The 25,398-nt window shown below is 71.0% G+C and carries 27 protein-coding genes; 13 read left to right on the top strand and 14 right to left on the bottom strand.

Annotated elements, in window-relative coordinates; genetic code table 11:
• Position 1 precedes the first annotated feature (1 nt).
• Positions 2-1,210, top strand: coding sequence for an ABC transporter ATP-binding protein (locus ACWDVW_RS15415; RefSeq protein ID WP_449948764.1), 1,209 nt, complete (start codon positions 2-4; stop codon positions 1,208-1,210).
• A gap of 98 nt (positions 1,211-1,308) precedes the next feature.
• Positions 1,309-1,548 carry a hypothetical protein gene (locus tag ACWDVW_RS15420; protein WP_449948766.1) on the top strand — a complete coding sequence of 80 codons (240 nt, stop codon included), beginning with the start codon at positions 1,309-1,311 and terminating at the stop codon, positions 1,546-1,548.
• A 57-nt stretch (positions 1,549-1,605) separates the two neighbouring features.
• Here ACWDVW_RS15420 and ACWDVW_RS15425 read toward each other — a convergent pair whose 3' ends face one another.
• Positions 1,606-2,187: a TetR/AcrR family transcriptional regulator gene (locus tag ACWDVW_RS15425; protein WP_449948768.1), complete on the bottom strand. Its 582-nt coding sequence runs from the start codon at positions 2,185-2,187 to the stop codon at positions 1,606-1,608.
• A gap of 142 nt (positions 2,188-2,329) precedes the next feature.
• Between ACWDVW_RS15425 and ACWDVW_RS15430 the strand changes: the two genes are divergently transcribed.
• The 3 genes from ACWDVW_RS15430 (at position 2,330) to ACWDVW_RS15440 (ending at position 6,341) form a co-directional block, all read left to right on the top strand.
• Positions 2,330-3,259, top strand: coding sequence for an alpha/beta fold hydrolase (locus tag ACWDVW_RS15430; RefSeq protein ID WP_449948770.1), 930 nt, complete (start codon positions 2,330-2,332; stop codon positions 3,257-3,259).
• A gap of 173 nt (positions 3,260-3,432) precedes the next feature.
• A complete protein-coding gene (locus ACWDVW_RS15435; RefSeq protein WP_449948773.1) occupies positions 3,433-3,636 on the top strand; it encodes a hypothetical protein in 204 nt (67 codons plus the stop codon).
• A complete protein-coding gene (locus ACWDVW_RS15440) occupies positions 3,603-6,341 on the top strand; it encodes a helix-turn-helix transcriptional regulator (RefSeq protein ID WP_449948776.1) in 2,739 nt (912 codons plus the stop codon). Before ACWDVW_RS15435 ends, ACWDVW_RS15440 begins: the two co-directional genes overlap by 34 nt.
• 89 nt (positions 6,342-6,430) lie before the next feature.
• On the opposite strand, the gene ACWDVW_RS15445 is transcribed toward ACWDVW_RS15440, so the two are convergent.
• The 3 genes from ACWDVW_RS15445 to ACWDVW_RS15455 form a co-directional block, all read right to left on the bottom strand.
• Positions 6,431-7,255, bottom strand: coding sequence for a DJ-1/PfpI family protein (locus tag ACWDVW_RS15445; protein WP_449948778.1), 825 nt, complete (start codon positions 7,253-7,255; stop codon positions 6,431-6,433).
• Complete coding sequence (locus ACWDVW_RS15450) at positions 7,248-8,240, bottom strand: GlxA family transcriptional regulator (protein ID WP_449948780.1); 993 nt, start codon at positions 8,238-8,240, stop codon at positions 7,248-7,250. Before ACWDVW_RS15450 ends, ACWDVW_RS15445 begins: the two co-directional genes overlap by 8 nt.
• A 126-nt stretch (positions 8,241-8,366) precedes the next feature.
• Entirely contained in the window at positions 8,367-9,365 is a 999-nt protein-coding gene (locus tag ACWDVW_RS15455) for an NAD-dependent epimerase/dehydratase family protein (protein WP_449948782.1), read from the bottom strand.
• Positions 9,366-9,460: 95 nt separating this feature from the next.
• On the opposite strand from ACWDVW_RS15455, the gene ACWDVW_RS15460 reads away from it, so the two are divergent.
• From ACWDVW_RS15460 to ACWDVW_RS15470, 3 genes are read left to right on the top strand one after another with little or no spacing between them, the layout of a single operon-like run.
• A complete protein-coding gene (locus ACWDVW_RS15460) occupies positions 9,461-9,874 on the top strand; it encodes a pyridoxamine 5'-phosphate oxidase family protein (protein WP_396749632.1) in 414 nt (137 codons plus the stop codon).
• 58 nt (positions 9,875-9,932) lie between these two features.
• Complete coding sequence (locus tag ACWDVW_RS15465; protein ID WP_449948786.1) at positions 9,933-10,532, top strand: DUF4291 domain-containing protein; 600 nt, start codon at positions 9,933-9,935, stop codon at positions 10,530-10,532.
• A 50-nt stretch (positions 10,533-10,582) separates the two neighbouring features.
• On the top strand, positions 10,583-11,530 hold the full coding sequence (locus ACWDVW_RS15470; RefSeq protein ID WP_449948789.1) for a helix-turn-helix domain-containing protein: 948 nt from the start codon (positions 10,583-10,585) through the stop codon (positions 11,528-11,530).
• A 93-nt stretch (positions 11,531-11,623) separates the two neighbouring features.
• Here the strand turns inward: ACWDVW_RS15470 and pobA are convergent, their stop codons facing one another.
• The 6 genes from pobA to pcaH all read right to left on the bottom strand — a co-directional run bounded on the left by pobA (position 11,624) and on the right by pcaH (position 16,407).
• Positions 11,624-12,793 (bottom strand): 4-hydroxybenzoate 3-monooxygenase, encoded by a 1,170-nt coding sequence (pobA, locus tag ACWDVW_RS15475; protein ID WP_449948792.1) that lies wholly within the window; start codon positions 12,791-12,793, stop codon positions 11,624-11,626.
• Between the two features lie 81 nt (positions 12,794-12,874).
• On the bottom strand, positions 12,875-13,255 hold the full coding sequence (pcaC, locus tag ACWDVW_RS15480; RefSeq protein ID WP_449948794.1) for a 4-carboxymuconolactone decarboxylase: 381 nt from the start codon (positions 13,253-13,255) through the stop codon (positions 12,875-12,877).
• On the bottom strand, positions 13,255-14,016 hold the full coding sequence (gene pcaD / locus ACWDVW_RS15485) for a 3-oxoadipate enol-lactonase (protein WP_449948797.1): 762 nt from the start codon (positions 14,014-14,016) through the stop codon (positions 13,255-13,257). The genes pcaC and pcaD overlap by 1 nt, the downstream gene beginning before the upstream one ends.
• Positions 14,000-15,151 carry a lyase family protein gene (locus ACWDVW_RS15490; protein ID WP_449948800.1) on the bottom strand — a complete coding sequence of 384 codons (1,152 nt, stop codon included), beginning with the start codon at positions 15,149-15,151 and terminating at the stop codon, positions 14,000-14,002. The genes pcaD and ACWDVW_RS15490 overlap by 17 nt, the downstream gene beginning before the upstream one ends.
• A complete protein-coding gene (pcaG, locus tag ACWDVW_RS15495) occupies positions 15,144-15,698 on the bottom strand; it encodes a protocatechuate 3,4-dioxygenase subunit alpha (protein ID WP_449948802.1) in 555 nt (184 codons plus the stop codon). Before pcaG ends, ACWDVW_RS15490 begins: the two co-directional genes overlap by 8 nt.
• Positions 15,688-16,407 carry a protocatechuate 3,4-dioxygenase subunit beta gene (gene pcaH / locus ACWDVW_RS15500; protein WP_449948804.1) on the bottom strand — a complete coding sequence of 240 codons (720 nt, stop codon included), beginning with the start codon at positions 16,405-16,407 and terminating at the stop codon, positions 15,688-15,690. The genes pcaG and pcaH overlap by 11 nt, the downstream gene beginning before the upstream one ends.
• A 260-nt stretch (positions 16,408-16,667) precedes the next feature.
• Here pcaH and ACWDVW_RS15505 point away from each other — a divergent pair, with 260 nt between their 5' ends.
• The 3 genes from ACWDVW_RS15505 to ACWDVW_RS15515 all read left to right on the top strand — a co-directional run bounded on the left by ACWDVW_RS15505 (position 16,668) and on the right by ACWDVW_RS15515 (position 19,205).
• The gene (locus ACWDVW_RS15505) at positions 16,668-17,501 is read left to right on the top strand and encodes a CoA transferase subunit A (protein WP_449948807.1); all 834 of its coding nucleotides are present in this window, start codon (positions 16,668-16,670) and stop codon (positions 17,499-17,501) included.
• Positions 17,498-18,307, top strand: coding sequence for a CoA-transferase subunit beta (locus tag ACWDVW_RS15510; RefSeq protein WP_449948808.1), 810 nt, complete (start codon positions 17,498-17,500; stop codon positions 18,305-18,307). Before ACWDVW_RS15505 ends, ACWDVW_RS15510 begins: the two co-directional genes overlap by 4 nt.
• Positions 18,308-18,404: 97 nt before the next feature.
• The gene (locus ACWDVW_RS15515) at positions 18,405-19,205 is read left to right on the top strand and encodes an IclR family transcriptional regulator domain-containing protein (protein ID WP_449948811.1); all 801 of its coding nucleotides are present in this window, start codon (positions 18,405-18,407) and stop codon (positions 19,203-19,205) included.
• Between the two features lie 17 nt (positions 19,206-19,222).
• Here the strand turns inward: ACWDVW_RS15515 and rph are convergent, their stop codons facing one another.
• Positions 19,223-21,814 carry a rifamycin-inactivating phosphotransferase gene (gene rph, locus ACWDVW_RS15520; RefSeq protein WP_449948813.1) on the bottom strand — a complete coding sequence of 864 codons (2,592 nt, stop codon included), beginning with the start codon at positions 21,812-21,814 and terminating at the stop codon, positions 19,223-19,225.
• Positions 21,815-22,154: 340 nt separating this feature from the next.
• On the bottom strand, positions 22,155-22,829 hold the full coding sequence (locus ACWDVW_RS15525) for a nucleotidyltransferase domain-containing protein (protein WP_449948816.1): 675 nt from the start codon (positions 22,827-22,829) through the stop codon (positions 22,155-22,157).
• Between the two features lie 124 nt (positions 22,830-22,953).
• On the opposite strand from ACWDVW_RS15525, the gene ACWDVW_RS15530 reads away from it, so the two are divergent.
• Together ACWDVW_RS15530 and ACWDVW_RS15535 are read left to right on the top strand one after the other, a co-directional pair.
• Positions 22,954-23,424, top strand: coding sequence for a hemerythrin domain-containing protein (locus ACWDVW_RS15530; RefSeq protein ID WP_449948818.1), 471 nt, complete (start codon positions 22,954-22,956; stop codon positions 23,422-23,424).
• Positions 23,425-23,535: 111 nt separating this feature from the next.
• On the top strand, positions 23,536-24,201 hold the full coding sequence (locus tag ACWDVW_RS15535) for a hypothetical protein (RefSeq protein WP_449948821.1): 666 nt from the start codon (positions 23,536-23,538) through the stop codon (positions 24,199-24,201).
• Between the two features lie 7 nt (positions 24,202-24,208).
• Here the strand turns inward: ACWDVW_RS15535 and ACWDVW_RS15540 are convergent, their stop codons facing one another.
• Positions 24,209-24,718: a YcxB family protein gene (locus tag ACWDVW_RS15540; RefSeq protein ID WP_449948824.1), complete on the bottom strand. Its 510-nt coding sequence runs from the start codon at positions 24,716-24,718 to the stop codon at positions 24,209-24,211.
• Between the two features lie 46 nt (positions 24,719-24,764).
• Positions 24,765-25,376, bottom strand: a complete 612-nt coding sequence (locus ACWDVW_RS15545; protein WP_396749593.1) for a YdeI family protein — start codon at positions 25,374-25,376, stop codon at positions 24,765-24,767.
• Positions 25,377-25,398 lie beyond the last annotated feature (22 nt).

A 25,398-nucleotide genomic window follows, 5' to 3' on the forward strand; every position in this document is an offset into this window, starting at 1 on the left:
CGTGGCTGACATCGTGCTCGACAAGGTGAGCAAGAAATTCCCGGACGGCACCACGGCGGTGCGGGACGTCGACCTGGAGATCGCCGACGGCGAGTTCGTGATCCTGGTCGGTCCCTCCGGCTGCGGCAAGTCCACCACCCTCAACATGATCGCCGGGCTGGAGGACATCAGCTCCGGTGACCTGCGCATCGGCGGCGAACGGGTCAACGACAAGGCCCCCCGGGACCGGGACATCGCGATGGTCTTCCAGTCCTACGCGCTGTACCCGAACATGACCGTCCGGGAGAACATGGCGTTCCCACTGCGGCTGGCCAAGCTGGACAAGGAGACGATCAACCGCAAGGTCGACGAGGCGGCCAAGGTCCTCGAACTGACGTCGCTGCTGGACCGCAGGCCGGCCAACCTCTCCGGCGGGCAGCGGCAGCGGGTCGCGATGGGCCGGGCGATCGTCCGTCAGCCCAAGGCGTTCCTGATGGACGAGCCGCTGTCCAACCTGGACGCCAAGCTGCGGGTGCAGATGCGGACCGTGGTGTCCCGCCTGCAGAAGAAGCTCGGCACCACCACCGTCTACGTCACCCACGACCAGACCGAGGCGATGACCCTCGGCGACCGCGTGGTGATCATGCGAGGTGGGGCGGTCCAGCAGGTCGGCCCGCCGCAGGAGCTGTACGAGAACCCGAACAACCTCTTCGTGGCCGGGTTCATCGGCTCCCCGTCGATGAACTTCCTACCCGCCACCCTCGAACAGGGCACCCTGCGTACCGCCCTGGGTGACGTGCCGATCGGCGACCGGACCCGCCGCGAACTGGAGGCCGCCGACGCCTCCCGCGACCTGATCCTCGGCATCCGGCCCGAGCACTTCGAGGACGCCGAACTGATCGACGAGGAGACCCGCCGCCGGGGCATGGAGTTCGAGGCGCCGGTGGACATCGTCGAGTCGATGGGCTCGGACAAGTACGTCTACCTGACCGTCGAGGGGGAGCGGGCCACCGCCGCCGAGCTGGAGGAGTTGGCCGCCGACACCGGTGCCGCCGACTTCGCCGGTGGCGGATCGAACCTGGTCACCCGGCTGTCGGCCGAGTCGACGGTGAGCGAGGGCGAGAACCGGCGGGTCTGGTTCAACCTGGAGAAGATCCACCTGTTCGACCCGGCCAACGGCCGCAACCTCACCCTCCACGAGGGCCGTGCGGGCGGCACCCTGGACGCCTGACCGCCTACGACCGGCGCCCTTCGACCTTCCACGGTCGAGGGGCGCCGGTCTTGTCTCACCTGGGCGCTACGGTGCGCGGGCAGAGAGGGAGGACCGGAGTGTTCGTCGAGATCGTTTTTTCAGGCCTGCCGATCGACCGGGACGACCTGGAAGACGCGCTGAACGAGGAGTTCAAACTGGACGGCGAGGTCACCGGCGCGGGTACCGGGGTGCACGGGAGCAATCTCGACCTGGAGATCGCGGAGAGCGCGGACCGCACGGCGGCCCTGGCGCGAATGCAGAAGGTGTTCGTGGAACTCGGGATCGAGAACCACGTACGCCCGATCGTCCGCGACTGACCAGACGACCCGATCGCCTTCAGCCGGCCCCGCGTCCGCTCGGACCGCGCGAAATAGCTAGCGCAGAGACCGGCGGAGCAGGTCGATCAGGTATTCGGCGGCCTGTGCGGTGTCGAAGTCCGGGGCGGTCAGGTTCTTCGAGACGATCGCGTCCAGCGCGCCGTTCATGATCAACGCGGTGGCGTCCGGGTCGATGTCGGGCCGGTAGTCGCCGGCGTCGCGGGCGGCGGCGATCAACGCCGCCACGGACTGCTGTCGGCTGGGGGCGTTCGGTAGGTCGTCGACGGTCGGCGCGCTGCCGATGGCCTCAACGATCATGCGAGTGTGCGTCGGGTGCTCGGTCAGGTATCCGGTGATGGACCGGATGTACGCCTCCACGGCAGCCGCGCCGGAGGCCGCCTCGACTGCTGCTGCGACGTGGGTGGTCAGATCCTCGAGCACCGAGTCGTAGGCGGCCCGCACGACCGCGTCTTTCGACGGGTAGTGATAGAGGACTGCGGCCTTGGAGATGCCGGCGCCCTCAGCAATCCGGATCAGTGACGTGCCGGTGTAGCCATGTCGAGCGATCAGGTCGATGGTCACGCCGATGAGCTGGGCACGGCGGGCTTGCTCGGTGATGGTCAGCGGCTTTCCGGGCACCCCTACACCGTAGAAGACAACCGTGCGGTTGAAAAATCTACCAAGCGGTCAGTAATCTGACCGTATGGTTAGAACGACGACACGGAAGATCGGAACCTGGCTACGCCGACGCCGCCGTTCGCTCCTCTGGGCGGGAACCGCGGTGGCGGTCCTCGTGGCCGGCGGTACCTGTGCACTGCGCGAATCCTCGCCGGTCGGCTACTTCACGTCAGCCGAGGCCCATGACCGGTTCATCGCCTCCTACCAGAGGGCGATGGCGCAACTGCCCGCTCCCGACCGCGCGCTCGACGTCCGCACCGGCTATGGCGTCGTGCGCGTCTACCACTTCGAAGGCGACGGCGTGCCCGATGCCGCGCCTCTGTTGCTGCTGCCCGGGCGATCCTCGGCGTCACCGGTATGGGCAGACAACCTGCCGTCACTGCTCACGCTGCGCGACGTGTACACGGTCGACCTGCTCGGTGAGCCAGGGCTCAGCGTGCAGCAGCGCCCGATCGTCACCGATGCGGATCATGCGCAGTGGCTGCACGAGGTGCTGCAAGCCCTGCCGGAACCGCGTATCCACCTGTTCGGTCTGTCGATCGGCGGGTGGACGGCGATGAACCTGGCTCTGCACCGGCCGGAGAAGGTGGCCGGGGTCATCCTGCTCGATCCGGTGCTCACCTTCGCCAACCTGTCGACCGGTGTGGTGCTGCGGTCGATCCCGGTGAGTGTCCGTTGGGCGCCCAAATCGTGGCGGGACAGCTTCACCAGCTGGACCGCGAACGGCGCACCGGTCGAGGACGTACCGGTGGCCGACATGATCGAGCAAGGGCTGCAGTCGTACGCGATGAAGTTGTCCGCCCCGGCCCGGCCGGGCGAGGACCAGCTCGCCCAGCTCGGCGTGCCCGTCCTGGTCCTGTTGGCCGGTGAGTCGCGGATGCATGACGCCGCTGAGGCCGCCGAGTACGCCCGGCGGGTGCTGCCCGAAGCGACCGTCAAGACCTATCCCCACGCCTCCCACGCCATCAACGGCGAGCACCCGGACGAGATCGCCGCTGACGTCGCGACCTTCCTCGGCGCAGGAGGCCGCTGACGCCGGCCTCTACTGGTGGACGCCCTCGAAGATGCGGGCACTAGGTATGCCTAGGTGGCCCGTGTACGCCGCTAAACCCCGGTGAGCAGTGAAGATAGGTAAGCGTTGCCCGATGTGGCAGCACCCTTGTCAACCGACGATTGATCCATCAGCGGTTGACAAGGAGACAAGCCATGTTGATGGACCCGGGCACCATGCTGGCGCTGGCGAACGATCGTCGCCGCGAGTTGATCGCCGAGGCCGACAGCGAGCGCCTACTCACCAACGCCCGGCGGGCTCGCCGGGCCCGCCGAGCCCGTAACACGCTGGCCGTCCGTGGACAGCCCGACGGTAACCTCTCGTCGTGCGAACCATCCGCGGCGGTGCCAGCCCAGTGATGATCGGGCGGGAAAGCGAGCTGCGCCGGTTGGCGCAGCTCGCTTCGGCACGTGAGCCGGCGGTGGCGCTCATCGCGGGTGAGCCGGGCATCGGGAAGACCCGGCTGGTGCACGAGCTGTTGACAACCGTGTCGGCGGAGACCGTGGTGCTGGTCGGCCAGGCGGAACCCGGCTCGCTGTCCCGGCCGTACGAGGTGCTCCTGGGCGCCATCGACGGCCGTCCAGGCAGCGACGAGGAGCAGCTTGCGGCCCTCGCGGACCCGCGGCGCAGCCCGGTCGAGCGCCTGCACACCGGCCTCGCCATCCTGGCCGACCTGATCGGCGACTCCCCTGCGGTCATCGTCTTCGAGGACCTGCATTGGGCCGACTCGGAGAGCGCGGCGCTGTTCGAGCGGATCGCCGACCAGCGCGGGCCGCGGCTGCTCATCGGAACGTACCGGCCGGACGAGGTGACCCGCCGCCAACCGGTGGCTGGCCTGCTGGCCCGGATGGAACGCCGGCACACCGTCACCCACGTACGTCTGGATCGCCTCACCCCCGCACAGACCGCAACGTTGCTGGCGGCGGCCACCGGCGCTCCGGCGCCGCTGCGCGCCGTGGCGGCACTGCACCACCGCACCGGTGGCAACCCGTTCTTCCTGGAGGAGTTGCTGCGTGCGCTGCCCGGGTACGACGTGGAGGCGCTGGTCGAGCAACCGCTGCCGTGGAGTCTCGCCGAGGTGTTACGCCGACAGGTCGACGACCTCGACCCGGTCAGCCACCGCGTCGTCGAGGCGGCTACCGTGCTCGGCCACCGCATCCCGTTCGACTTGCTCGCCGACGTGACCGGTCTGGGCGAGGACGAGCTCATCGCCGTGTTGCGAGACCTGGTCACCCAGGGCGTCCTGGTCGAGTCCGGCGACGACGAGTTCGCGTTCCGGCACGCACTGGTGCGCGAGGCGATCGTCGACCAGATGCTCGGCCGGCAGCGCCGCCGGCTTCACGAGAGGGCACTCGACGTACTTCTGAACGGCGGTGTCCCCGACCCGGCCATGGTGGCGCACCACGCGCGCGGCGCGGGCCGGTACGACGACATGATCGCCGCGGCCCGCCGCGGCTCTGAGCTCTACCTCTCCATCGGCTCCGCCTACCAGGCCCTGCAACTGGCAGAGATGGGCCTCGACGAGATGCCCGACGACACCGACCTGCTCGCCTCCGCCGCCCGAGCAGCGTGGTTGGCCGGACTGCTGGATGACGCCCTGCGGTACGGCCGGCGCTGGCGCGACCTCGCCGACACCACGACCGACCGGGCTGAGTCGCTGTACCTCCTGGTCCGCATCGCGTGGGAGTCCCGCGAGAACGACGAGATGCGCGCGTTGACGCACGACATCGGGACCCTGATCGCGCAGCTTCCCCCCGGCGCTGACCAGGCGCGGGCGATGACCGCGATCGCGCAGTCGGCGTACCTGCAAGGCGACTGCGACGCCGTGTTGCTCTGGTCCGACCGCGCGCTGGCGCTGGCGGACGAATTCGACCTGCCATCCGTACGCCTGGCCGCGCTGATCGAGAAGGGTGCGACGCTTGTCGAGCGCCCGCAGACCGCCGCCGACGGCCGCAAGATCCTGTCCGCTCTCGTCGACGAGGCCGAGAAGACGGGCGAGTGGGTGCTGGCTGCCCGTGCCCTCGACTCCCTGGTGCACGGCGAGCCACCCACCTCGCCGATCGAGCACGCCGAGACACTGGAGCGGATGCGGGTTGACGCCGAGCGGGCCGGCTTCGAGTCACTCGCGGTGGCCACGTACTTCCAGGGCCGAGCCCGGCTCGCGGTGCGGGCCGGCGACCTGTGCGCCGCGACCGGGGCGCTGGAGGAGGGGCGCGAGCAGGACCGCAGCTACCGACGCCGGGGCCGCTGGGCCGACTACCACGGCGTCTTCCTCGCCGGGCTCTATCTGGAGGCCGGCGAGCTGGACCACGTCGAGCAGCTCGTCACGGACCTGGCGGCGCTGCCCGACAACTGGCCGGCGACGATTCCCAGCCTCGCGTTCCACCTCGCCTGCCGTCGCGGCGACCTCCCGCGCGCCGAAGCGAGCCTGGAGGAACTCATCGCGGCCCTAGCCGAGCAGCCGTGGCGCAGCAATGAAACGGCCCACGATCTCATCTCCGCCGCGCTTCATATCGGCTTGCCGACGCACCGGCTCGACCAGATGGCCGCCGCGCTACTCGACGCCAGCGTATGGGACGCCTACCGGACCCTCGTCGACGCCCAGCTCGCGGAAGCACGCGGCCAGCACGTCGAGGCGCTGGCCGGCTACCTGTCCGTCGCCGAGGCCCACATCCTGGCGCCGGCGACCCGTGGCACCGTACGCGTCGGCGCCGCCCGTTGTCTGCTCGCGAACGACCAGCGCGAGGAGGCTGCCGCGCAGGTGGAGGCGGCCATACCCCTGCTGGCCGACTGGCGTGGCTGGCGGGTGGCCCAGCTCGCCCACGTCCGCGCCCAGCTGGGCATGGCGCCGGTCGACGCGGCACCCGCGGTCACAGGTCCGACCGCCCTGACCCCCCGCGAGCGGGAGGTGGCAGTGCTGATCAGCGACGGGCTGACGAACGCCGAGCTGGCCCGGCGCCTCTACATCTCACCGAAGACCGCCGCCGTTCACGTCTCGAACATCCTGCGGAAGCTGGGCGTCTCGTCCCGGACCGAGGTGGGTGACCTCATCGGGCGTCATTGACCGCCACCGCCACCGCCACCGCCGCACCAGGCAGCCGTGCTGCAACGGTTCGCAGCGACGATCACCGCCACACCGTACCGCCAGAATGCTCAGGTGAGGACGTCGCGGACTCGGTCGCGTTCCGGCTGGAACAGGTTCCAGAGGTGGTCCTCGTCGGCGTCCGGCAGGTTCTCGACGCGGCCGTAGTCGAAGGGCGGCTGTGGGTCGTACTCCAGAAACGCCTGGCCTCGGCCGGCGGCCCGCTCGCCCCACAGGCGTGCCGCCACCACGAGCGCGGCGTCCATTCCGGCGCTGATGCCGGCGCTGGTGACGATCCGGCCGTCGACGACCCAGCGCCGCCGCTTGAAGCGTGCGCCGGACAGCGGCAGTTCGTCGGCGAACGCCCAGTAGGTGGTCGCCGAGCGGCCCTTCAGGATGCCGGCGGCGGCCAGCAGCAGTACGCCGGTGCAGATCCCGAACGTGACGCGGGTGTGTCGGTGCGCGGTCCGGATGTAGTCCAGGATGGCCGGGTCCTGCATGAGGACGCTGGGCTGGCTCGGTCCGGGGACGACGAGCACGTCGGGTCGGGGGAGGGTGTCGTAGGTGGCGGTCGGTGCCCACCGCAGGCCCGGTCCGCCGGGGATCGGTGCCAGGTCCGAGCCGACGAAGTGCAGCCGGGCCGGTGGTCCGCCAGCGCGTCCGGTGGCGCCGAGGACACCCAGCGGGCCGATCAGGTCGAGCGGGACGAGCCCGTCGAAGACCAGGAAGGCGATGTCGAGGGGTTCCTCGTCGCCCGCCGACGGCGTTCGGCCGGCGGTGGCGGGCCCGGCGGCCGGAGCGGCGGCGGCCGGGGCGGTGCTGCCGACGGTGAGGCCGGTTGCGGCGAGTGCGGCGCCGATGGTCAGGAGTCGGCGTCGGTTGGGGTGGTCAGGCATGGGGCGTACCTTTCTGCGATCGGTGGCGGTAGGTGGTCGGGGCCATTCCGAGGACCCGGTGGAAGGCCTGCCGCATGGTCTCGACGCTGCGAAAGCCACACTGCTTGGCCACCACCTCGACGGTGTCGTCACCGGCTTCGAGGAGCTGCTGGGCGGCCTCGACCCGGATCTGTTGGACGTACTGGCCGGGCGTGGTGCCCAGCACCTCGATGAACAGGCGGGACAGGTGACGCGGGCTCACCGCCGCACGGGCGGCCATCGCCTCCACCGAGTGGTCGGCGTCTGGTTGCGCGACGACCGCGTCGAGGACCGCCCGCAGCGCCGGCTGGCGTGACGGGCGGGTGCGGCCACGGACCGACAGTTGCGACTGTCCGGCCGGTCGTTGCAGGAAGACCACCAGCCACTGGGCGACCTGTCGGGCGAGCGCTGCGCCGTGGTCGCGGTCGAGCAGGGCCAGGGCGAGGTCGATGCCGGCGGTGACCCCGGCGGCGGTGTAGAGGTCGCCGTCGCGCACGTACATGCCGTCGGACTCGACGGTGACCTGCGGGTACCGGTCGGCCAGCTCGCGACAGAAGGCCCAATGGGTGGTCGCGCGCCGGCCGTCGAGCAGGCCGGCCTCGGCGAGTACGAACGCGCCGATGCACACCGAGGCGAGCACCGTGCACGAGTTGTGTACTCGGCGTACCGCCTGGGCCAGCGGCACCAACGTGGTGCCGGTGGGGGCGGGGTCGCAGCCGGCGACCAGCAGGATGTGCACCGGTTCGGTCACCGCGTCCAGGGCGGTGTCGACGCCGAGTCGGACCCCTTCGCGGGTGTGGACCGGATGCCCGTCGGGCGAGGCCAGCCGGACCCGGTAGCCGCCGCCGCACTGCGCCGCGAGCGCGAACACCTGCAACGGCCCGGCGACGTCGAGCAGGACGGCACCGTCCGCCGCCGCGATGATCACGTCCCGAGAGCCGTCAGCGCGTAAGGGCGAAGCTCTCATGTGTCGAGTATTCGAAGTGGGCGTCGACCACGGCAACGACGGCCGTCCCACGGATCCGGCCATGGTGGTCCGGAACCACAGCCTCGCTCCGAACGACCACCCGACCGCCGCCCGAGAGGGCATCGCTCATCCGGCGGCGTCCGGCAGGGCGTCGATCAGCGCGGCTTCCCGGGCGCTGCTCAGCCCGGCGCGGCGATCCCGGTGCAACCCTTCGGCACGTTCCCAGGCGAGGGTGTCGGCCAGCAGGTCGGTCCGGGGGCGGTGGCGGAGGCCGGCGGCCTCGGCCGCCGCGCCGCTGCGGGCCGCCCAGCCGCGTGCGGCCGGGTCCGCGATCCACATCGGCAGCGACTCCGGGCCCATGTACTCGGCGACTCCCTGCGCCACCAGCCACTGTGGGGCGGCGTACACGAGCGGACCGGTGTGGCCGGCCACGGCCCGGGACCGGGCGATCCATTCGGCGAAGGGTACGACAGGGCCGACCGCGTTGTACGTGCCGACCGTGCCGGCCCGTGCGCTGTCGAGCAGCCAGGCGGCCAGGTCGCGGACGTCGACGACCTGGGTCGACAGGTCGGGGGCGTGAGGTACCAGCAGCGGTGTGTCGGGGTCACGGGCGGCGCGGGCGACCCAGTAGCCGGACCGGCCGCTCTGGTCGCCCGGACCTCCGATCAACCCGGCACGCGCCACCAGTGCGCGGTCACCCACCGCGCTCGTGGTGATCTGCTCGCAGGCCACCTTCGCCTCGCCGTACTCCTCGCGGTCGACCGTGTCGCGGCTCGTGGCGGGCAGCGTGGCCGCCGACTCGTCGGCGCCGGGGGTGTCGTGCTCGGCGTAGGCGCTGACCGAGGAGACGTAACTCCAGTGCCGGGCTCGGCCACCCAGGGCGCGCAGCGCCTCCCGCACGAAGCGCGGCTGCCACGACACCTCGACGACGGCGTCCCAGTCGCGGTCGCGCAGCCCGTCGTACGCGGCGGGGTCGCTCCGGTCGGCGGCCACGAGAACCGCGCCGGGCGCTACCGTCCCGCTCTCGCCCCGGGCCAGGCAGGTGACCGCGTACCCCCGGTCGACCGCCTGCCGGGCCACCTCGTGCCCGAGCCACGCCGTCCCGCCCAACACCAGCATCTCCATGTCCGTGAGCCAAGCAGCGAGGTACGCGGCACGCCAAGGTTCTTCGCCGACGGCAGAAGCCTGCGGGCGTACGCCACCGGTCTAGGCTGGATGTCATGTTCCGCGACGAGGATCTCGCCCTGCTCGCCCGGCCGCTGCACGCCTTCCTCACCGTGGCGCCCCGGGGCGACCGCTGGCCGGCACCGCGCCCGGTCTGGTTCGAGGTCACCGACGACGGGGACCTGCAGATGTTCTCGCTGCCGGACGCGCCGAAGCTGGACCGTATCCGGGAACGGCCACGGGCCTCCGTGGTCGTGGCGGCGCCGACCGGTGAGCCCGAGCACTGGGTGTCGGTGGAGGGCCCGGTCACGCTGCACGACGACGGCGGCGTGGAGTTGGCGACCCGGCTCGCCGAGCGGTACTACGACATGAGCGACCCGACGCGTCAGAGCCTGGTCGACGAGTGGCGCAGCGGGGGAGTGGTGCGGATCGTGCTGCGTCCCGAGCGGGTGAACCGCTTCTCGATGTGACGGTCCGCGCCGCCGAATTCGGTGGCTCGCGCTCGGGTCGGTCGGCGACGATCGGCGGATGTCCGTACCCCTGCGTCAGATCCGCGCCCGATACTCGGCCGACACCATCACCGTCTACCAGGCGTACTCGCCGCAGATCGCGGAGCCGGCGGTGGCGGCGGGCCGCTTCGTGGCCCCGTTCAAACGGGAACGGATGACGTGGATCAAGCCGTCGTTTCTGTGGATGATGTACCGCTGTGGCTGGGCCACCAAGGAGGGCCAGGAGCGGGTGCTCGCCGTGGACCTGCGCCGGGAGGGCTTCGAGTGGGAGCTGGAGCGGGCCTGCCTGAGTCACTACGTCCCGGAGCTGCACGCCGACCGGGACACCTGGTCGCGACAGCTCAAGTCCAGTCCGGTACGGGTGCAGTGGGATCCGGAACGGTCCCTGCGCCTGGCGGAGCTGCCGTACCGGTCGTTGCAGGTGGGGCTCTCCGGCCCGGCCGTCGCCGGGTACGTCGACGAGTGGGTGGTGGCCATCCGCGACGTCACCGCCGACGTGCGGCAGATCCGGGACTTGGTGCGCCGCGGCGACGACCGGGCCGCCGCCGCCCGGTTGCCGGTCGAGCAGGTGTATCCGTTGCCCGCGCCGATCGCCGCCGTCGTCAACGCCACCGGCTAGCCGGATCCGCTGTTGACTCTCAGGCGGCTTGAGACGCCAGGCTGGTGGCCATGGACGAGTGGTTGTCGATCGGGGATGTGGCCCGCCGTACGGGTCTGAGTGTCAGCGCCATCCGGTTCTATGCCGACGAGGGCATCGTCGCGCCGGTCGGGTACACCGGTGCCGGCTACCGGTGCTACGACGCGCGGGGCGTGGCGGCCCTCGAACTGGTGCGTACGCTGCGGGACCTGGGTGCGGGGCTGGACGAGATCCGTCGGTTGCTGGCCGACGAGATCACGGTGCGGGATCTCGCGACCGCCCATCTGGCGCTCGTCGAGCGGCAGATGGGTCAGCTGCGTACCCGGCGGGCGGTGCTGCGGGCGGTCGTGCGGCAGGACAGTGAGGCCGGGCAGGTGAGTCTCGTGCACCGGTTGGCGTCGATGTCCGACGACGACCGTGAGCAACTCGTGGAGGAGTTCTGGACCGAGGTCACCGCCGGCCTCGACCTGCGGGAGTTCGTCGACTATCTGCGCCCGTGGCGGCCCCGGCTGCCGGAGGACCCCACCGGCGAGCAGCTCGACGCGTGGATCGAGTTGGCCGACATGGTGCGCGACGCCGGGTTCCGGGACGCGGTCCGGCAGTACTTCGGGGCGACCTTCGCCGGCGCGGCGGATCGCGAGCGGGAGGACCCGGCGACGGAGGCGGAGGTCGCGGAACAGGTCGAGATCCTCGCGCAGGCCAGGGCCGCGTCCGAGGCCGGCGTACCGGTCGACTCCCGCGAGGCCCGGCGGTTGGCGACGCGGTGGGTGGCGCTGGCCGCGAGTCGCGGCGGTGAGCGGGATCTGGCCGAGGTACGGCGGCAGATCGCCGCCGCCGACCCCGGGCCGCAGGTGAGCCGACATGTCGCGCTGCTCGGCAGGTACCACTCGCTGACCGCCACCATCAACGGCACGCCGCAACCCGTCGGGCACGCCCCGGCGTCGACCTGGCTGCACGCCGTCGTGGCCGCCCTGAGCTGATCGGGCGCTCGGGCCCGCGCAGCGGTCGTCGTGCAGCCTGTCTCGGTTGGTCGCCGCGACACCGTCGACACGACCAGCGGCGACGCGTCGGAATCAGCTCCAGGGCAGTCCGACGTAGTTCTCGGCGAGGCTGGTCGCCGCGGCGGGTGAGGAGACGACGTACTCCAACTGCGCGCGCTGCAACTGTTGCCCGAAGGCGTCGTGCTCTGGGAAGCGGTGCAGCATCGACGTCATCCACCAGGAGAAGTGCTGTACCCGCCAGACCCGGTTCAGGCAGGTGGTCGAGTACTCGTCGAGCCCGGTCTCGCTGCCGGTGGCGTACCAGTGCGACAGCGCGGCAGCCAGCACGTGCACGTCGTGGACCGCGAGGTTCAGGCCCTTGGCCCCGGTCGGCGGCACGATGTGCGCGGCGTCCCCCGCGAGGAACAGCCGCCCGTGTCGCATCGGTTCGCACACGAAACTGCGCATCGGGACGATCGACTTCTCCAGGATCGGTCCCTCGTTGACACTCCGGCCGTCGTGCCCGATCCGGGTGCCGAGTTCGTCCCAGATGCGCTGGTCCGGCCACTCGGCGAGATCCTCGGTCGGATCGACCTGGAGATAGAGCCGGCTGATCGTGGGTGACCGGAGGCTGGCCAGCGCGAAGCCCCGCTCGTGGTAGGCGTAGATGAGCTCGTCGTGGACGGGTGGAGCGGCGGCAAGGACACCGAGCCAGCCGAAGGGGTACTCGCGTTCCAGGATTCGTGCCGACGCGGGCAGCAGACCACGCGTGACGCCGTGGAAGCCGTCGCAACCGGCGACGACGTCGCACTCCAGTTCTGTCGACCGCCCCTCGACGGTGAACCGCACCCGTGGCGTCGGGCCCGTCACGTCCAGTACGGTCACGTCGTCTGCCTCGAAGTACACCTGGCCGCCGGTGGCGAGCCGCGCCTCGGTCAGATCCCGGACGACGTGCTGCTGCCCGTACACGGTGATGGCCCGTCCACCGGTCAGGTCGCTCATCGGGATGCGATGCGAGACGCCGTCGAAGAGCAGTGCGATGCCGTGATGCGGCAGGCCCTCGCGGTCGAGCCGGTCGGCCAGCCCGATCTCGCGCAGGAGGTCGACGGTGCTCTGCTCCAGCACGCCGGCGCGGACCCGCTGCTCGACGTACTCGCGGCTGCGGCGCTCCACCACCACCGAGTCGATGCCCTGACGATGCAGCAGGTGGGACAGCAAGAGTCCAGCGGGGCCCGCCCCCACGATCGCGACCTGGGTACGCACCTGTTCTCCCCTTTCCGAAACCGACGTCCTGACATGTCGTCGCACCGGGCGTCGGGCCCGTGCGACCTTGGTCCTGCCGGGCTAGCCGGTGCCGGCCTCCTCACGCAGCACCCGCGCGGCGACGCCGAACGCCGCGTTCGCGGCCGGTACACCGCAGTAGACGGCGCACTGCAGCAACACCTCCTTGATCTCCTCGGGGGTGAGGCCGTTGCGCAGCGCCGCCCGGACGTGCATCGCCAACTCGCCGAGATGACCGTGGGCGACCAGTGCGGTGAGCGTGATGCAGCTACGGGTACGGCGGTCCAGGCCGGGTCGGGTCCAGATCTCGCCCCAGGCATACCGGGTGATCAGGTCCTGAAAGTCGGCGGTGAACCCGTCGGTGTCGGCGACGGCCCGGTCCACGTGTGCGTCGCCGAGCACCTGCCGCCGGACCGCCATCCCCTGCACGCGGCGTTCGTCCATCACTCCTCCAGAAAGTGTTCGGCCAGCAGGTCGGTCACCCGCACGGGCTGCTCCAGGTTGGCCAGGTGCGCCGCGCGGTCCAGGACCGCCAGCCGTGCTCCGGGCACGGCGTCGGCGATGACGTGGGCGTCGCGGGGCGGGGTGGCCGGGTCGTCCGCACCGGCGAGCACCAGAGTGGGAGCGGTGATCGTCGGCAGCAGCGGGCGCAGGTCCATCGCGGCGATGGCTTCGCAGCAGGCCGCGTACCCCTCGCTGTCACCGGCGGTCAGGTCCGCGACGAGTGGTGCCACCACCTCGGGATGACGGTCGGCGAAGCCGGCGGTGAACCACCGGCCGAGCAGGACGTCGGTCAGGCTCGCGGTGCCGTGCGCCCGGACCTGGGCGGCCCGGGCCAGCCAGGCGTCGGCGGGCGGCAGATGGGCGGCCGTGCAGAGCAGGGCGAGCCGGTCGACCCGCGCCGGGCGGTGCGCGGCCAGCCACATGCCGACCATGCCGCCGAGCGAGAGACCCGCGTAGTGCACACGGCCCAGGTCGAGGTGGTCGAGCAGGTCGACCACGTCGGCGCCCAGGTCGGCGAGGCCGGTCGGCCCGATGGCGGTGGGCGACCGTCCGTGCCCACGGTGATCGAAGGTCACCACCCGCATCCGCTGGGACAACGCGGCGACCTGGGGACGCCACATCGCTCGGGTGGTGCCGAGCGAGCCGCCCAGGACGAGCACGGGAGCGTCGGCCGGCCCGGTGACCTCATGGGCGAGCGGCACGGTACGCCTCCAACGCGTGGTCGATGAGCTGCCCGGCTGCCGGCGGTACGCCGGGCGGGTCGGTGGCCGCCGTACCGCCGGCCTGTTCGGCCACCGTGGCGTGCATCCGCGCGGCGTCGACCCGCAGCGAGTCGACGGCGGTCCGCGCGTGCCGAGCCGCCGCCGCGGTCAGCCGCAGCAGCGAGGTGACGGCCGGCCACTCGGCCTGCCAGCGCCCGGCGGAGCGTTGCAACTCGACCGGTTGGCTCGCCAGGATGGTGGCGACCATGCCCGGCGCCTGGTGCGCGCAGGCGATGACCAGCGTGCTGAGGGCGGGGTTGCGTTTGTGTGGCATCGCCGAGGAACCGCCGGGCGAGCCCTCGGTCACCTCGGCCACCTCGTTCTGCGCGAGCAGGACGACGGCGGTGGCGATGGTGGCGAGCGCCCCGCAGACCGCGCCCAGCGCGGTAGCGAGGTCGACCACGGGACCGCGTCGGGTGTGCCACGGCAGGGCCGGCACAGGCAGCTCCAGGATCTCGCCGAGCGCGGTGGCCATCCGGGGGCCGTGCGCACCGAGCGCGTCGTGGGCACCGACCGCACCGCCGTATTGCAGGGGCAGTCGGTCGTGTGCCCGGGCGAGGCCGCTGGCGGCCTCCGTCACCCCGGCCAGCCAGCCCGCGCAGACCAGGCCGAAGCTGGTCGGCACGGCCTGTTGGAGCAGCGTTCGTCCGATCTGGACGGTGTCGCGGTGGTGGTCGGCGAGTGCGGCGAGCCGGTCACCGAGCGCCCACAGGTCGTCCAGGAGCGGACCGAGGCAGCGGCGGGCGACCAGCACCAAGGTGGTGTCCATGACGTCCTGGCTGGTCGCGCCGAGGTGCACCAGAGGGCGAGTGGTTTCCGGCACCCGGGCCCGCAACTGCGCCACCAGGGGTACGACCGGCGAGGCCGAGGCGACCGCCAGCCGGCTCAGGTCGGCGACGTCGTACCGCTCCGGTTGGCAGGCGGCCGTGATCTCGGCGGCGCGATCGGGCGGTATCAGCCCGATGGCCGCCCCGGCCATAGCCAGGGCGGCCTCGACGCGGAGCATCTCTTGCAGCCACGCCGGGGAGTCGGTGGCCGAGACCGCCTCCGGTGTGGAGAACAGGGCGTCAAACATCGAAGAAGACGGTCTCGGGTTCGCCCCGGAGCCGGATGTCGAAGACGTATCCGTCGGCGGCGGTGGCCGCGATCAGGGTGGCCCGGCGGGCCGGGTCGGGCAGTGCGGTGAGCACCGGATCGGTGGCGTTGGCCGGCTCGTCGGGGAAGTACAGCCGGGTGACGAGACGGTCGAGCAGACCTCGGCCGAAGATGGAGACGTTGATGTGTGGCGCCTCGGTGCCACCGTCCGGAGTCGGCAGCGGACCCGGCTTGACCGTACGGATCCGGTAGACACCGTTGTCGTCGGTGGGGCAGCGGCCGAACCCTCGGAAGCCGTACACCGGGCCGCGCGGATCGTCCGGATGCGCGAACCTGCCGTCGGAGTCCGCCTGCCACGTCTCGACCAGGGCGTCCGGCACCGGCGCGCCGTCACCGTCGACGATCCGTCCGCTGATCACGATCGCTCCGGTCGCCGTCGCCGGCACCACGTCCGGCCCGTCGGGCCAGGGCAGACCGATGTGCAGGAACGGACCGACCGTCTGCGACGCGGTCAGCTCAGTCCTCATGTGGTTCCTCCATCGGGGTCGCCGAGCGGCCACGCAGCACGACGTCGAACTCGTACGCGAGGGCCCAGTGGGGCACGGTGGCGTCCAGGTCGAACCGGGATATCAACCGCTGCCGCGCCTTCTCGTCGGGGATCGAGTTGGCGATCGGGTCGAGCGGGATGAGTGGGTCGTCCGGGAAGTACATCTGGGTGACGAGCCGCTGGGTGAACGCCCGGCCGAACAGCGAGAGGTGGATGTGCGCGGGCCGCCACGCGTTGTGGTGGTTGCCCCAGGGGTAGGCACCTGGCCGGATGGTGACGAAACGGTAGCGGCCCGCCTCGTCGGTGAGCGTCCGCCCCACTCCGGTGAAGTGCGGATCCAGCGGCGCCGCCCAGTTGTCCCGGGCGTGGCGATAGCGCCCGGCCGCGTTCGCCTGCCAGATCTCCACGAGCGTGTGCGGCACCGGACGGCCGTCGCCGTCGAGCACCCGGCCCTGCACGATGATCCGCTGACCCTGCGGCTCTCCTCCGGCGGCGAGGGTGAGATCGGCGTCGGCCTCGCTCACCCGTCCCTCGCCCAGCAACGGGCCGGTCACCTCGGTCAGGTGGTGCGGGAGCGGCACCAGTGGCTGGGTCGGTGCCCGCAACAGGGTGGAGCCGTAACCGGGACTGGCCAGCGGTGGGTGCAGACCGCGGGGACGCTCGTAGGAGGGCAGCTCCAAAGAACTCATCAGCCGATTCCTTCCAGGACGACGGCGAGACCCTGACCGACACCGACGCGGATGGCTGCTGGTGCTTTATCCGCACGATCGTTCTCAAGGGGAACGTACGAGTCTTCTCATGTTTGGTCAATGACTGACGCCCTTCGGCGGTGGTGCTTTGCCCTGCTGGCGTGCTCAATCGCAAGCACGCAGGTTTGACGGTCGCTGTTGGTGAGTCGTACGGTAGACGCAGAGCGAACCAATGTTCATATAGCGCACAGGGGGCTTGGGTGGGGGAGATCGCGAGTCTGCGCGATGCTGTCGCGGCCTTGGTTCACGACGGCGACATCGTGGCGTTGGAAGGGTTCACCCATCTCATCCCGGTGGCCGCCGGTCACGAGATCATCCGCCAGCGCCGCCGCGACCTCACCCTGGTGCGGATGACGCCGGACATCGTCTACGACCAGATGATCGGCGCCGGTTGTGCCCGCAAGCTGATCTTCTCCTGGGCGGGAAACCCCGGGGTGGGATCGCTGCACCGGTTCCGTGACGCGGTGCAGAGCGGCTGGCCCGCACCGTTGGAGATCGAGGAGCACAGCCACGCCGGCATGGCGAATCGCTACGTGGCCGGGGCGTCCGGGCTTCCGTTCGCGGTACTGCGGGGCTACTCGGGCACCGATCTCGTCGGACTCACCGACACGATCAAGCCGATCACCTGCCCGTTCACCGGGGAGACCCTGACCGCCGTGCCGGCGCTGAACCCGGACGTCGGGATCGTGCATGCGCAACGGGCGGACCGCTCCGGCAATGTCCAGTTCTGGGGCATCACCGGAGTGCACAAGGAGGTTGTCCTCGCCTCCACCCGTGCACTGGTCACCGTGGAGAAGATCGTCTACCGGCTCGAGGACCGCCCGGGCGCGGTCGTCCTCCCGCACTGGGCGGTCACCATGGTGGCCGAGGTGCCGGGTGGTGCGCACCCCTCCTACGCCCACGGCCACAGCGACCGGGACAACGACTTCTACGTCGCCTGGGACGCCGTCAGCCGCAACCGCGAGACCTTCCAGAGTTGGCTCGACGACACCATGTACGGGACGACCAGCATGGACGGAGGTCTGCCGAGATGACCCTGGAAGCTGCCGCACAGCCCTCGTCGACGCCCCTCGCCTGGACCGGCGAGGAGATGATGATCGTCGCCGCGGCCCGGGCGCTTCACGACGGCGCCCGCTGCTTCGTCGGCATCGGCCGCCCCAGCGTCGCGGCCAACCTGGCACGCCGCGTACACGCCCCTGACCTGGTGTTGGTCTACGAATCCGGCACCATCGGTGCGAAGCCCACCCACCTGCCGCTGTCGATCGGCGACGGCGTGCTGGCCGAGACCGCGGACACGGTGGTCTCGGTGCCGGAGATGTTCAACTACTGGCTCCAGCCCGGCCGCATCGACGTCGGTTTCCTCGGTGCGGCCCAGATCGACCGGTACGGCAACATCAACACGACGGTGATCGGCACCGACTACCACCGCCCGAAGGTGCGACTGCCGGGCGCCGGCGGCGCGCCCGAGATCGCCGCCTCGTGCCGCGAGGTGTTCGTCGTCGCGCGCCACCACCGGCGTGCCTTCGTCGAACGCGTCGACTTCGTCACCTCGGTCGGCCACGGTCAGGGGCCCGGTGACCGGGAGCGACTCAACCTGCGCGGGCGCGGACCCGTACGCGTGATCACCGACCTCGGTGTGCTGGAACCCGATCCGGTCACCCGCGAGCTGACCCTCACCCAACTGCACCAGGGGGTCACCGTCGAGCAGGTACGCGCCGAGACGGGGTGGGAGCTGCGCGTGGCCGACTCCCTGGAGACCGTGCCGGCGCCGACGCCGGTCGAACTCGCGACGCTGCGCGAACTTCAGACGACGGCCGGACCGGGCGCCGACCAGGGCTGACCGTGGGGCGGCGCCCGCGACCATCGGGTGCGGCGGTTGACCGGCACACCCCCGGCTACGCTGATCCGGATCAGCAGGACTGCATGGAAGGGCATCGATGACCGACTCCGCCCGCGAGCCGCACTTCGTGCAGTCCCTGGAACGTGGGCTGGCGGTCATCCGCGCCTTCGACGCCGCACATCCCGAGTTGACGCTGAGCGAGGTGGCCCGGGCCTGCGACCTCACCCGGGCCGCCGCCCGACGCTTCCTGCTCACCCTCACCGATCTCGGCTACGTCCAGAGCGACGGCCGGATGTTCCGGCTCAGCCCCCAGATCCTGGAACTGGGTTACGCGTACCTGTCCAGCATCGGCCTGCCGGAGATCGCGCAACCACACCTGCAACGGCTGGTCCAGGAGGTCCACGAGTCCTCCTCCGTCTGCGTGCTCGACGGCGACGCCGTCGTCTACGTCGCCCGGGTGCCGACCAGCCGGATCATGACGGTGTCGATCACCGTCGGCACCCGCTTCCCGGCCTACCTGACCTCGGTCGGCCGAGTCCTGCTGGCCCACCTGCCAGAACAGGAACTCGAACTGCACCTCAAGCGTGTCCCCTTCGAACGGCCCACCTCCCGCACCATCGCCTCCGCCACGATGCTCCGCAACGAGCTGACCCGGATTCGCGACCAGGGATACGCCATCGTCGACCAGGAGTTGGAAGAGGGATTGCGCTCAGTGGCCGCACCGATCCGGGACCGCAACGGAAGCGTGGTCGCAGCGGTCAACATCCCGGCACACGCCAGCCGCAACTCCATCGAGTCGATCCGACGCGACCTGATACCGCCGCTGGTGGCCGCCGCGTCCCGCATCGAGGCCGACCTCCGCCTGCTACCACCGCAGGCCGGCACCGCTCGCGGCTGAGTCGGCGGCGGTCGGCGTCAGGGCAGGATCTCGACGTAGCCGTCGGTGCCGTGCACCCGGATCCGTTGCCCGTCCCGGATCAGCCGGGTGGCCCCCTCGACGCTGACCACGGCCGGCAGGCCGTACTCGCGGGCGATCACCGCGCCGTGGGTCATCAGACCGCCCACCTCCGTCACCAGGCCCGCGACGCCGAGGAACAGCGGCGACCAACCGGGATCGGTGTAGGCGGTGACCAGGATGTCGCCCGGTGCGAGGTCGGCCTGCCCGAGGTCCAGGACGACCCGGGCGCGCCCCTCGACGGTCCCGGTGGAGACCGGCAGGCCGACCAGGGCACCGGCCGGCACGTCGTCGCGCCGGTACGCCCCGCTCAGGGCCTCACCGTCGGAGGTGAGCACCCGGGGCGGAGTGAGCGCGTGGTACGACCGGAACGCCTCCCTGCGCTGCCGGATCAGCCCGGCGTCCACCCGGCGCGTGCGTGCCACCTCGTGGAACTCCCCGAACGTGAGGAAGAAGACATCCTCCGCCTCGGCGAGCACCCCGGCCCGCACCAGGCGCTCGGCCTCGCCCAGTAGGGCCTGCTTGTAGACGAGGTAGCGGCTGACGATGTCGTACTTCGGGTACTCCCGGTACCCGACGAAGGTGCGGACCCGGTCGATCATCCGCTTGGTCTCGGCGGCCCTGTCCTCCCCGTCGGGCAGGATCCGCAACCGGGACAGGATCTCCTGCTCCTTCTGCCGCGCCTGCTGCCGCCCGTTCGCCACGCGTCGCCCGGCCTCGCCCGCAGCGAAGTTGCGGACGTTGTCCAACAGCACCGGCAGCAGGGTGTTCGGGCGCTCACGCCACCGTGGCCGGGTGATGTCGATCTCGCCGACGCCCCGCATCCCGTACCGCTCCAGGTACGCCTCGATCGCGGAGCGGGCCTCTCCGCCGCCCTCGACCTCCGGCAGCCCGTCCAGGAAGCCGTCGTCGTCGACACCCTCCAGGAACGCCACCACCTGCGGGTACGGGCGGATCACGTCCGCGACGTCGAGCAGCGCCAGGCCCATCTCCGAGGTGACGTTGTCGGGTACGGACAGCGTGAGCGTGTCGGCGGCGTTCTTCTCACCCAGCCACTCCCACAACCGGTCGTTGAGCCACCAGGTGGCCTCCATCCCCGCCATGATCGCCTGCCCGCTCACCGGGTCGGCGAGGACACGCTTGTGCTCCTCGAAGGCCGCCAGCAGGAAGTCGAACAGCTCGGGTCCGGTCTTCGTCGCGATGTCCCGCCGCAGCGTCGCGATCGACGCCTGGCTGCGCTCGACCAGCTCGGCGACGACGGCCGGGTCGGTCGGGATCGGGGCGGGCGCTGCGCCGGCCGGTGGAGCGGCGACAGCGGCGTCCGGCGGCGTGGGGACGAAGTCGCCCCGGTCCAGGACGGTCTGCAACGCGTCCCGGGTCAACGGGTCGGACCTGCCGATCATGTCCAGGAACGCGGCGCGGCCCGGGCCGGCCAACAACCGGATCGCGTCGACGAACAGCCGGCCACCGGCTTCGATCATCGGGGCCATGGCCGTGCGCTGCCACACCGAGATGCCCAACGGCTTCATCGGGTCGGTCATCATCTGCTGGTGACCCACCGAGACGTAGACGTGGTTACCGCCCTCGTCGCGGTCGGGAACGGGGAACAACGTGGTGATCGGTCGGCTCTGCACGACGTGCAACCGGTCGTCGGCCAGGCACCACTCGATGTCCTGCGGCCGACCGAAATGCGCCTCGATCCGTCGCCCGAGCCGCACCAGCGCCACGACCTGCGGGTCCGTCAGCGCCGGCTGCGCGCGCCGTGCCGCGTCGACCGTCACCTGCGCGGTCCCGCCGGTCGGTAGGGCCTGCACGGCGAACTGCTTCGCGGCGACCGACCTGCCGACGACCTCGTCGGCGCGTACCCGGTAGACGTCCGGGGTCACCAGCCCGGCGACCAGGGCCTCACCGAGACCGAAGCCGGCGTCCACCGTGGCGACGGTCCGGTCGCCGCTGACCGGGTCGGCGGTGAACAGGACGCCGGACGCCTGCGGGAAGACCATCTGCTGCACCACCACCGCCATCCGCACCGACCGGTGGTCGATGCCGTTGCGTCGGCGGTAGGCCACGGCCCGCTCGGTGAACAGCGACGCCCAACAGCGCCGGACGTGCGCCAGCACCGCCGTCGGCCCCACCACGTTCAGGTACGTGTCCTGCTGCCCGGCGAACGACGCCGACGGCAGGTCCTCGGCCGTCGCGCTGGACCGCACCGCGTAGGCGGTCTGCTCCCCGTACCACGCCAGGGCGCCGGTGATCGCGGCCGTGACCTCGGCCGGGACGCTGACCCCCTCGATGATCCGGCGGATCCGCGCGCTGTGCGTACCGATCACCTCCCGGTCGTCCGCCGCCGGGTCCGCCAGATCGTCGAGCAGCGTGCCGACCGGTGCGTCCGCCATGATCCGCTGGAAGGCGTCCGTGGTCACGCAGAACCCGGCCGGCACCCGGACGCCGTCGACGCGGGACAACTCACCCAGGTGCGCGCCCTTCCCGCCGACCATCGCGATCTGCGTCGCGTCCACCTCCTGGAGATCCACCACGTACTGCTCGGTCATCGCGACACCTCCGACACCGTCGGGCACCCCGGCCCGACCTCCCCGTGACTGCCGTCAGTCGACATCAACACCCGCACGTCTGCCCCCGTTTCCGCAGCTTGTGGGCTCGGCCGGCCGATTCTGCGGCATACCCGGGGCCTTGCCGCAAGCCCCCCGGTGCGCTATATCTTTAAGAAGGGCAGGGAGAGATCTCCTTGCCCTTCGTCGTCGGTAGGGCCAGGTGGGCGGGCGCCGGACTCACCGCAGCCGGGTACGCACGCCGAGCACCGCGAGGTCCGTCTCCAGGGACCGGTCCGCATCAGGTCGAGCCCGGTGAGAAGTACCCGCAGTGTGTCGGCGCTTATCGCAGGTTCCTCTCCCGGACGGCGGTGAGCAGACGGTCCACGGCCGTCCGGTCGGGCTGTTCCGGCAGCGCGGTGGCGACGGCCGCGTCGGCGAGGGCCGCCTGCAGATCGGCGGCCCAGGCGGTGGCCGACTCCCAGGCGAGGTCGCCGCGCCGCACCGCGAGGAGCTCCTCGCGCAGATGCCGCACATCGACCAGGACCTCACCGGTACGCAGGACGTGCGCTCCGGCGACCAGTAGCCGGATCATGTGCATGGCCTGTTTGTGGTTGGTCTGGCCGGTCCGCTCCCGCCGTGCCGTCACCCGGTCGAGCTGGTCCCGGGCATAGTTGCCGTAGGTCTGGGCCACCCGCTGTGACAGGAACGCCCGCCGCGTCGCCAGCAACGCCTCCCCGTCGACCGTGATCGCCTCGATCAGCGGGGACCAGAGCACCTCCAACACCGTCGGATTGCCCTGCAGGGCCAGGACGCAGAACCGCTCGATCTCCCAGGAGAACTGCTCCTCGGCCGGTCCGTCCAGGTGGGTGGGCGGCTTGTCCAGCGGCCAGAACGCACGGGTGGGTGCCACGAACACCCCACGCCGGTCATGGTCGGAGTCCGGGCCGTGCAGTCCGTACGCGCGCGACCCGACCACGACCGCGAGGACGGTGTGCCGTGCGACAAGATCGATCACGACGGCAGGCTACCCATGAACTATGCTCCGGTGAGCGTCGCGTGCCGGTGGCAGACCGTGTCAGGCATGGAGGCGCCCTACCGAGGGAGGCCGACGGTGTTCACGTCGCATCCTTCGTCTTCGCGTGACTGAGCGCGAGACGACCAGGCTCGTCGCCTGGAGCTACGAGCTTCGCCAGGTCCACACCCGTCTCCGTGAGGCGCTCGACCTCGTTCGCACCGCAGTCGCCGACGGGACATCCGGCGAGGCGGCCACCCGTGACCTCCTGCTGTACTGCCACGGGTTCTGCGCCGCGCTCGACGGACACCATCGGGGCGAGGACGCCACCCTGTTTCCGGCGATCGAGGCGGCCCACCCGGAGCTGGCGCCCGTGCTGCGCTATCTCCGCCAGGATCATTCGATGATCGCGCACCTGCTCGGCGGCCTGCAGGCCGCCATCGAGCGGGCCGCGCCGGTCACCGAGCTCGATCGTCACCTGGAGGGTGTCGCCGCGATCATGGAGAGCCATTTCCGGTACGAGGAGCGACAGTTGCTCCAGGTGCTCGAAACACTCTCCCTGGACGCCTCACCCGACGAGGTCCTGGGTCCCCTCTGAGCCGACGTCGCAGCGGACGCCGCACGCCCGTCGTGGAAACCCCGTGGCCGTTCGGTGTCCGCTGGGACGACAATGCTCGACGCGAGGTCGGCGAGCGACGGAGAGGCTGGCGTGGGTCGACGGTTGGATGGACACCCCTGGCGGGTGCTGGTCAGTACGGTCCGGCTCGGGCGCCAGCAGTACCGCATCGTGCGCCCGGCGAGGGTGCCGGGCTCCGCAGTCCTCTACGAGGGCCGTCTCGGCGCCCAGTTCTGCCTCGATGCGCCCACCGCAAGGATGTTCGCCCTGGCCTGGGGGCTGGCCGCCCGATCGCCGTACACGATTGTCTTTCTTCCGCTGCGCCGTACCGGCTCGCACGACGATCGCGGATGGGGACGTCCGCTCGACCTGATACTGGTGCACCACCGGCTCGCGTTCCCGCCGTCACGCTGGAAACAAGTCCGTACGCGGCTGGGCCCGGGACGGCCGCACACCGTGGACCTGCCCGGCGATGCGTGGCCCTCGTTGTCGACCAGCGAGCATTCGCGAGGCTGGCATCAGGAGTTCCGTGATCATCTGCGGTGGGACATTGCCGCCGAGACGCTGGTGCTCACCGGCAGCCGCGCAGCGTTCGAGCGGGAAGCCGAGCAGGTACGCGCCCTGGCCGAGGAATGCCCGGCGCATCAAGCCCGCGTACCAAGGACGCACTGCTGCGCCGAGATCGGCATGGGCAGACTCCGGTGGCATCCCGACCGGCGTCGACCCTACGCCGAACTGCACGCCGAGTATTCCGGGTAGCGCCGGATCAGCGCCGGTGCGCATCGTCCTCAAGTAGCCCACGGGCGGCCATGAAGGCTTGCAACGTCTCGGCGTCCCCGGCGGACATCAGGCGGCGGGGGATCACCGTCGCCGGCATCCGGTCGACGTACACGACCCAGAACTCCGGGGTGTCCTTCACCCGCGAGACACCCGCCCAGGCGATGCCACCGGACTCCGAGCCGCTGCGCATCATGATGTTCTCGTCGGTGATGTCGTAGCTACCGTCCACGGCGTAGCCGCCGGAGCGGCGCCGGGCCCGCCACTGCACCCACGGCCAGTACAGCATCGCCAGCAGACCACCGATGGCCATCGCCATCCACAACGGCGTGATCTGCGCGCCCCACGACGACCCCCGCGTGACCACCAGACCGATCACGCCGACCGTCAGCAGCACCGCGCCGACGGAGGCGTACCTGCGCAGTTGGTCACGGCTCATCGCGGCGGCCACGCGGCCGGGGTAGGCGGGATCGGCGGGGATGTCGAAACGGATGTGCACGCCGCAACGATAGTGCGCCCGGCCGTCAGCCACCGCCAGCAGGCGCTCAGGCGGACGCCGACTGCGGCGGCTTGGCCTTCTGCGGATAGAACGTCTCGTGCCGGGCCAACATCGCGACGAACTCGACGATCTTCCGTTCCCGGGTCCGCGCCTGCTTCACCGCGTTGAGGCGGTGCACGAACGCGTACCGGTTGGTCTTGGTGAGTACGTCGAACATGGCCTGGGCGGCGGGCTCGGCGGCGATCGCGGCGAGAAGGTCCTCGGGCACCTCGGCCTCCGAGGACGGGGCGTACGCGGCGGCCCACCGCCCGTCCGCCTTCGCCGCCTCCACGGCGGCACGCCCGGCGGGCAGCATCCGCCCCTGCTCCTCCAACCGTGCCACGTGCGCCACGTTGCGTTGCGACCAGATGCTGCGCGGCCGGCGCGGAGTGAACCGGATGCAGGAGCTCTCCTCGTCCCGCTTCTTGGCCTGCCCGTCGATCCAGCCGAAGCACAGGGCCTCGTCGACCGCCTGCTGCCAGGTCAGGGTGGTGACCGTGCCACCCTTCTTGGTCAGGGCGAGCCAGACACCGGGTGACGTGGCGTGGTGGGCGGACAACCACGCACGTAACTCCTCGGCGTCCGCCACGATCAACTCATCCAGCTCAGCGCTCGCCATGTCAGCAGGCTAGCCCCTTCGC

Source organism: Micromonospora sp. NPDC003241 (genome assembly GCF_053589795.1).

Bases quoted from the DNA above. Each gene is read 5' to 3' on its own strand.
- ACWDVW_RS15455 (WP_449948782.1), bottom strand. From the start codon at position 9,365: ATGGAGATGCTGGTGTTGGGCGGGACGGCGTGGCTCGGGCACGAGGTG.
- ACWDVW_RS15510 (WP_449948808.1), top strand. From the start codon at position 17,498: ATGACCCTGGAAGCTGCCGCACAGCCCTCGTCGACGCCCCTCGCCTGG.
- ACWDVW_RS15465 (WP_449948786.1), top strand. From the start codon at position 9,933: ATGTCCGTACCCCTGCGTCAGATCCGCGCCCGATACTCGGCCGACACC.
- pcaC (WP_449948794.1), bottom strand. From the start codon at position 13,255: ATGGACGAACGCCGCGTGCAGGGGATGGCGGTCCGGCGGCAGGTGCTC.
- ACWDVW_RS15490 (WP_449948800.1), bottom strand. From the start codon at position 15,151: ATGTTTGACGCCCTGTTCTCCACACCGGAGGCGGTCTCGGCCACCGAC.
- ACWDVW_RS15460 (WP_396749632.1), top strand. From the start codon at position 9,461: ATGTTCCGCGACGAGGATCTCGCCCTGCTCGCCCGGCCGCTGCACGCC.
- ACWDVW_RS15515 (WP_449948811.1), top strand. From the start codon at position 18,405: ATGACCGACTCCGCCCGCGAGCCGCACTTCGTGCAGTCCCTGGAACGT.
- pcaH (WP_449948804.1), bottom strand. From the start codon at position 16,407: ATGAGTTCTTTGGAGCTGCCCTCCTACGAGCGTCCCCGCGGTCTGCAC.
- ACWDVW_RS15545 (WP_396749593.1), bottom strand. From the start codon at position 25,376: ATGGCGAGCGCTGAGCTGGATGAGTTGATCGTGGCGGACGCCGAGGAG.
- ACWDVW_RS15450 (WP_449948780.1), bottom strand. From the start codon at position 8,240: ATGAGAGCTTCGCCCTTACGCGCTGACGGCTCTCGGGACGTGATCATC.
- pcaG (WP_449948802.1), bottom strand. From the start codon at position 15,698: ATGAGGACTGAGCTGACCGCGTCGCAGACGGTCGGTCCGTTCCTGCAC.
- ACWDVW_RS15435 (WP_449948773.1), top strand. From the start codon at position 3,433: ATGTTGATGGACCCGGGCACCATGCTGGCGCTGGCGAACGATCGTCGC.
- ACWDVW_RS15445 (WP_449948778.1), bottom strand. From the start codon at position 7,255: ATGCCTGACCACCCCAACCGACGCCGACTCCTGACCATCGGCGCCGCA.
- rph (WP_449948813.1), bottom strand. From the start codon at position 21,814: ATGACCGAGCAGTACGTGGTGGATCTCCAGGAGGTGGACGCGACGCAG.
- ACWDVW_RS15470 (WP_449948789.1), top strand. From the start codon at position 10,583: ATGGACGAGTGGTTGTCGATCGGGGATGTGGCCCGCCGTACGGGTCTG.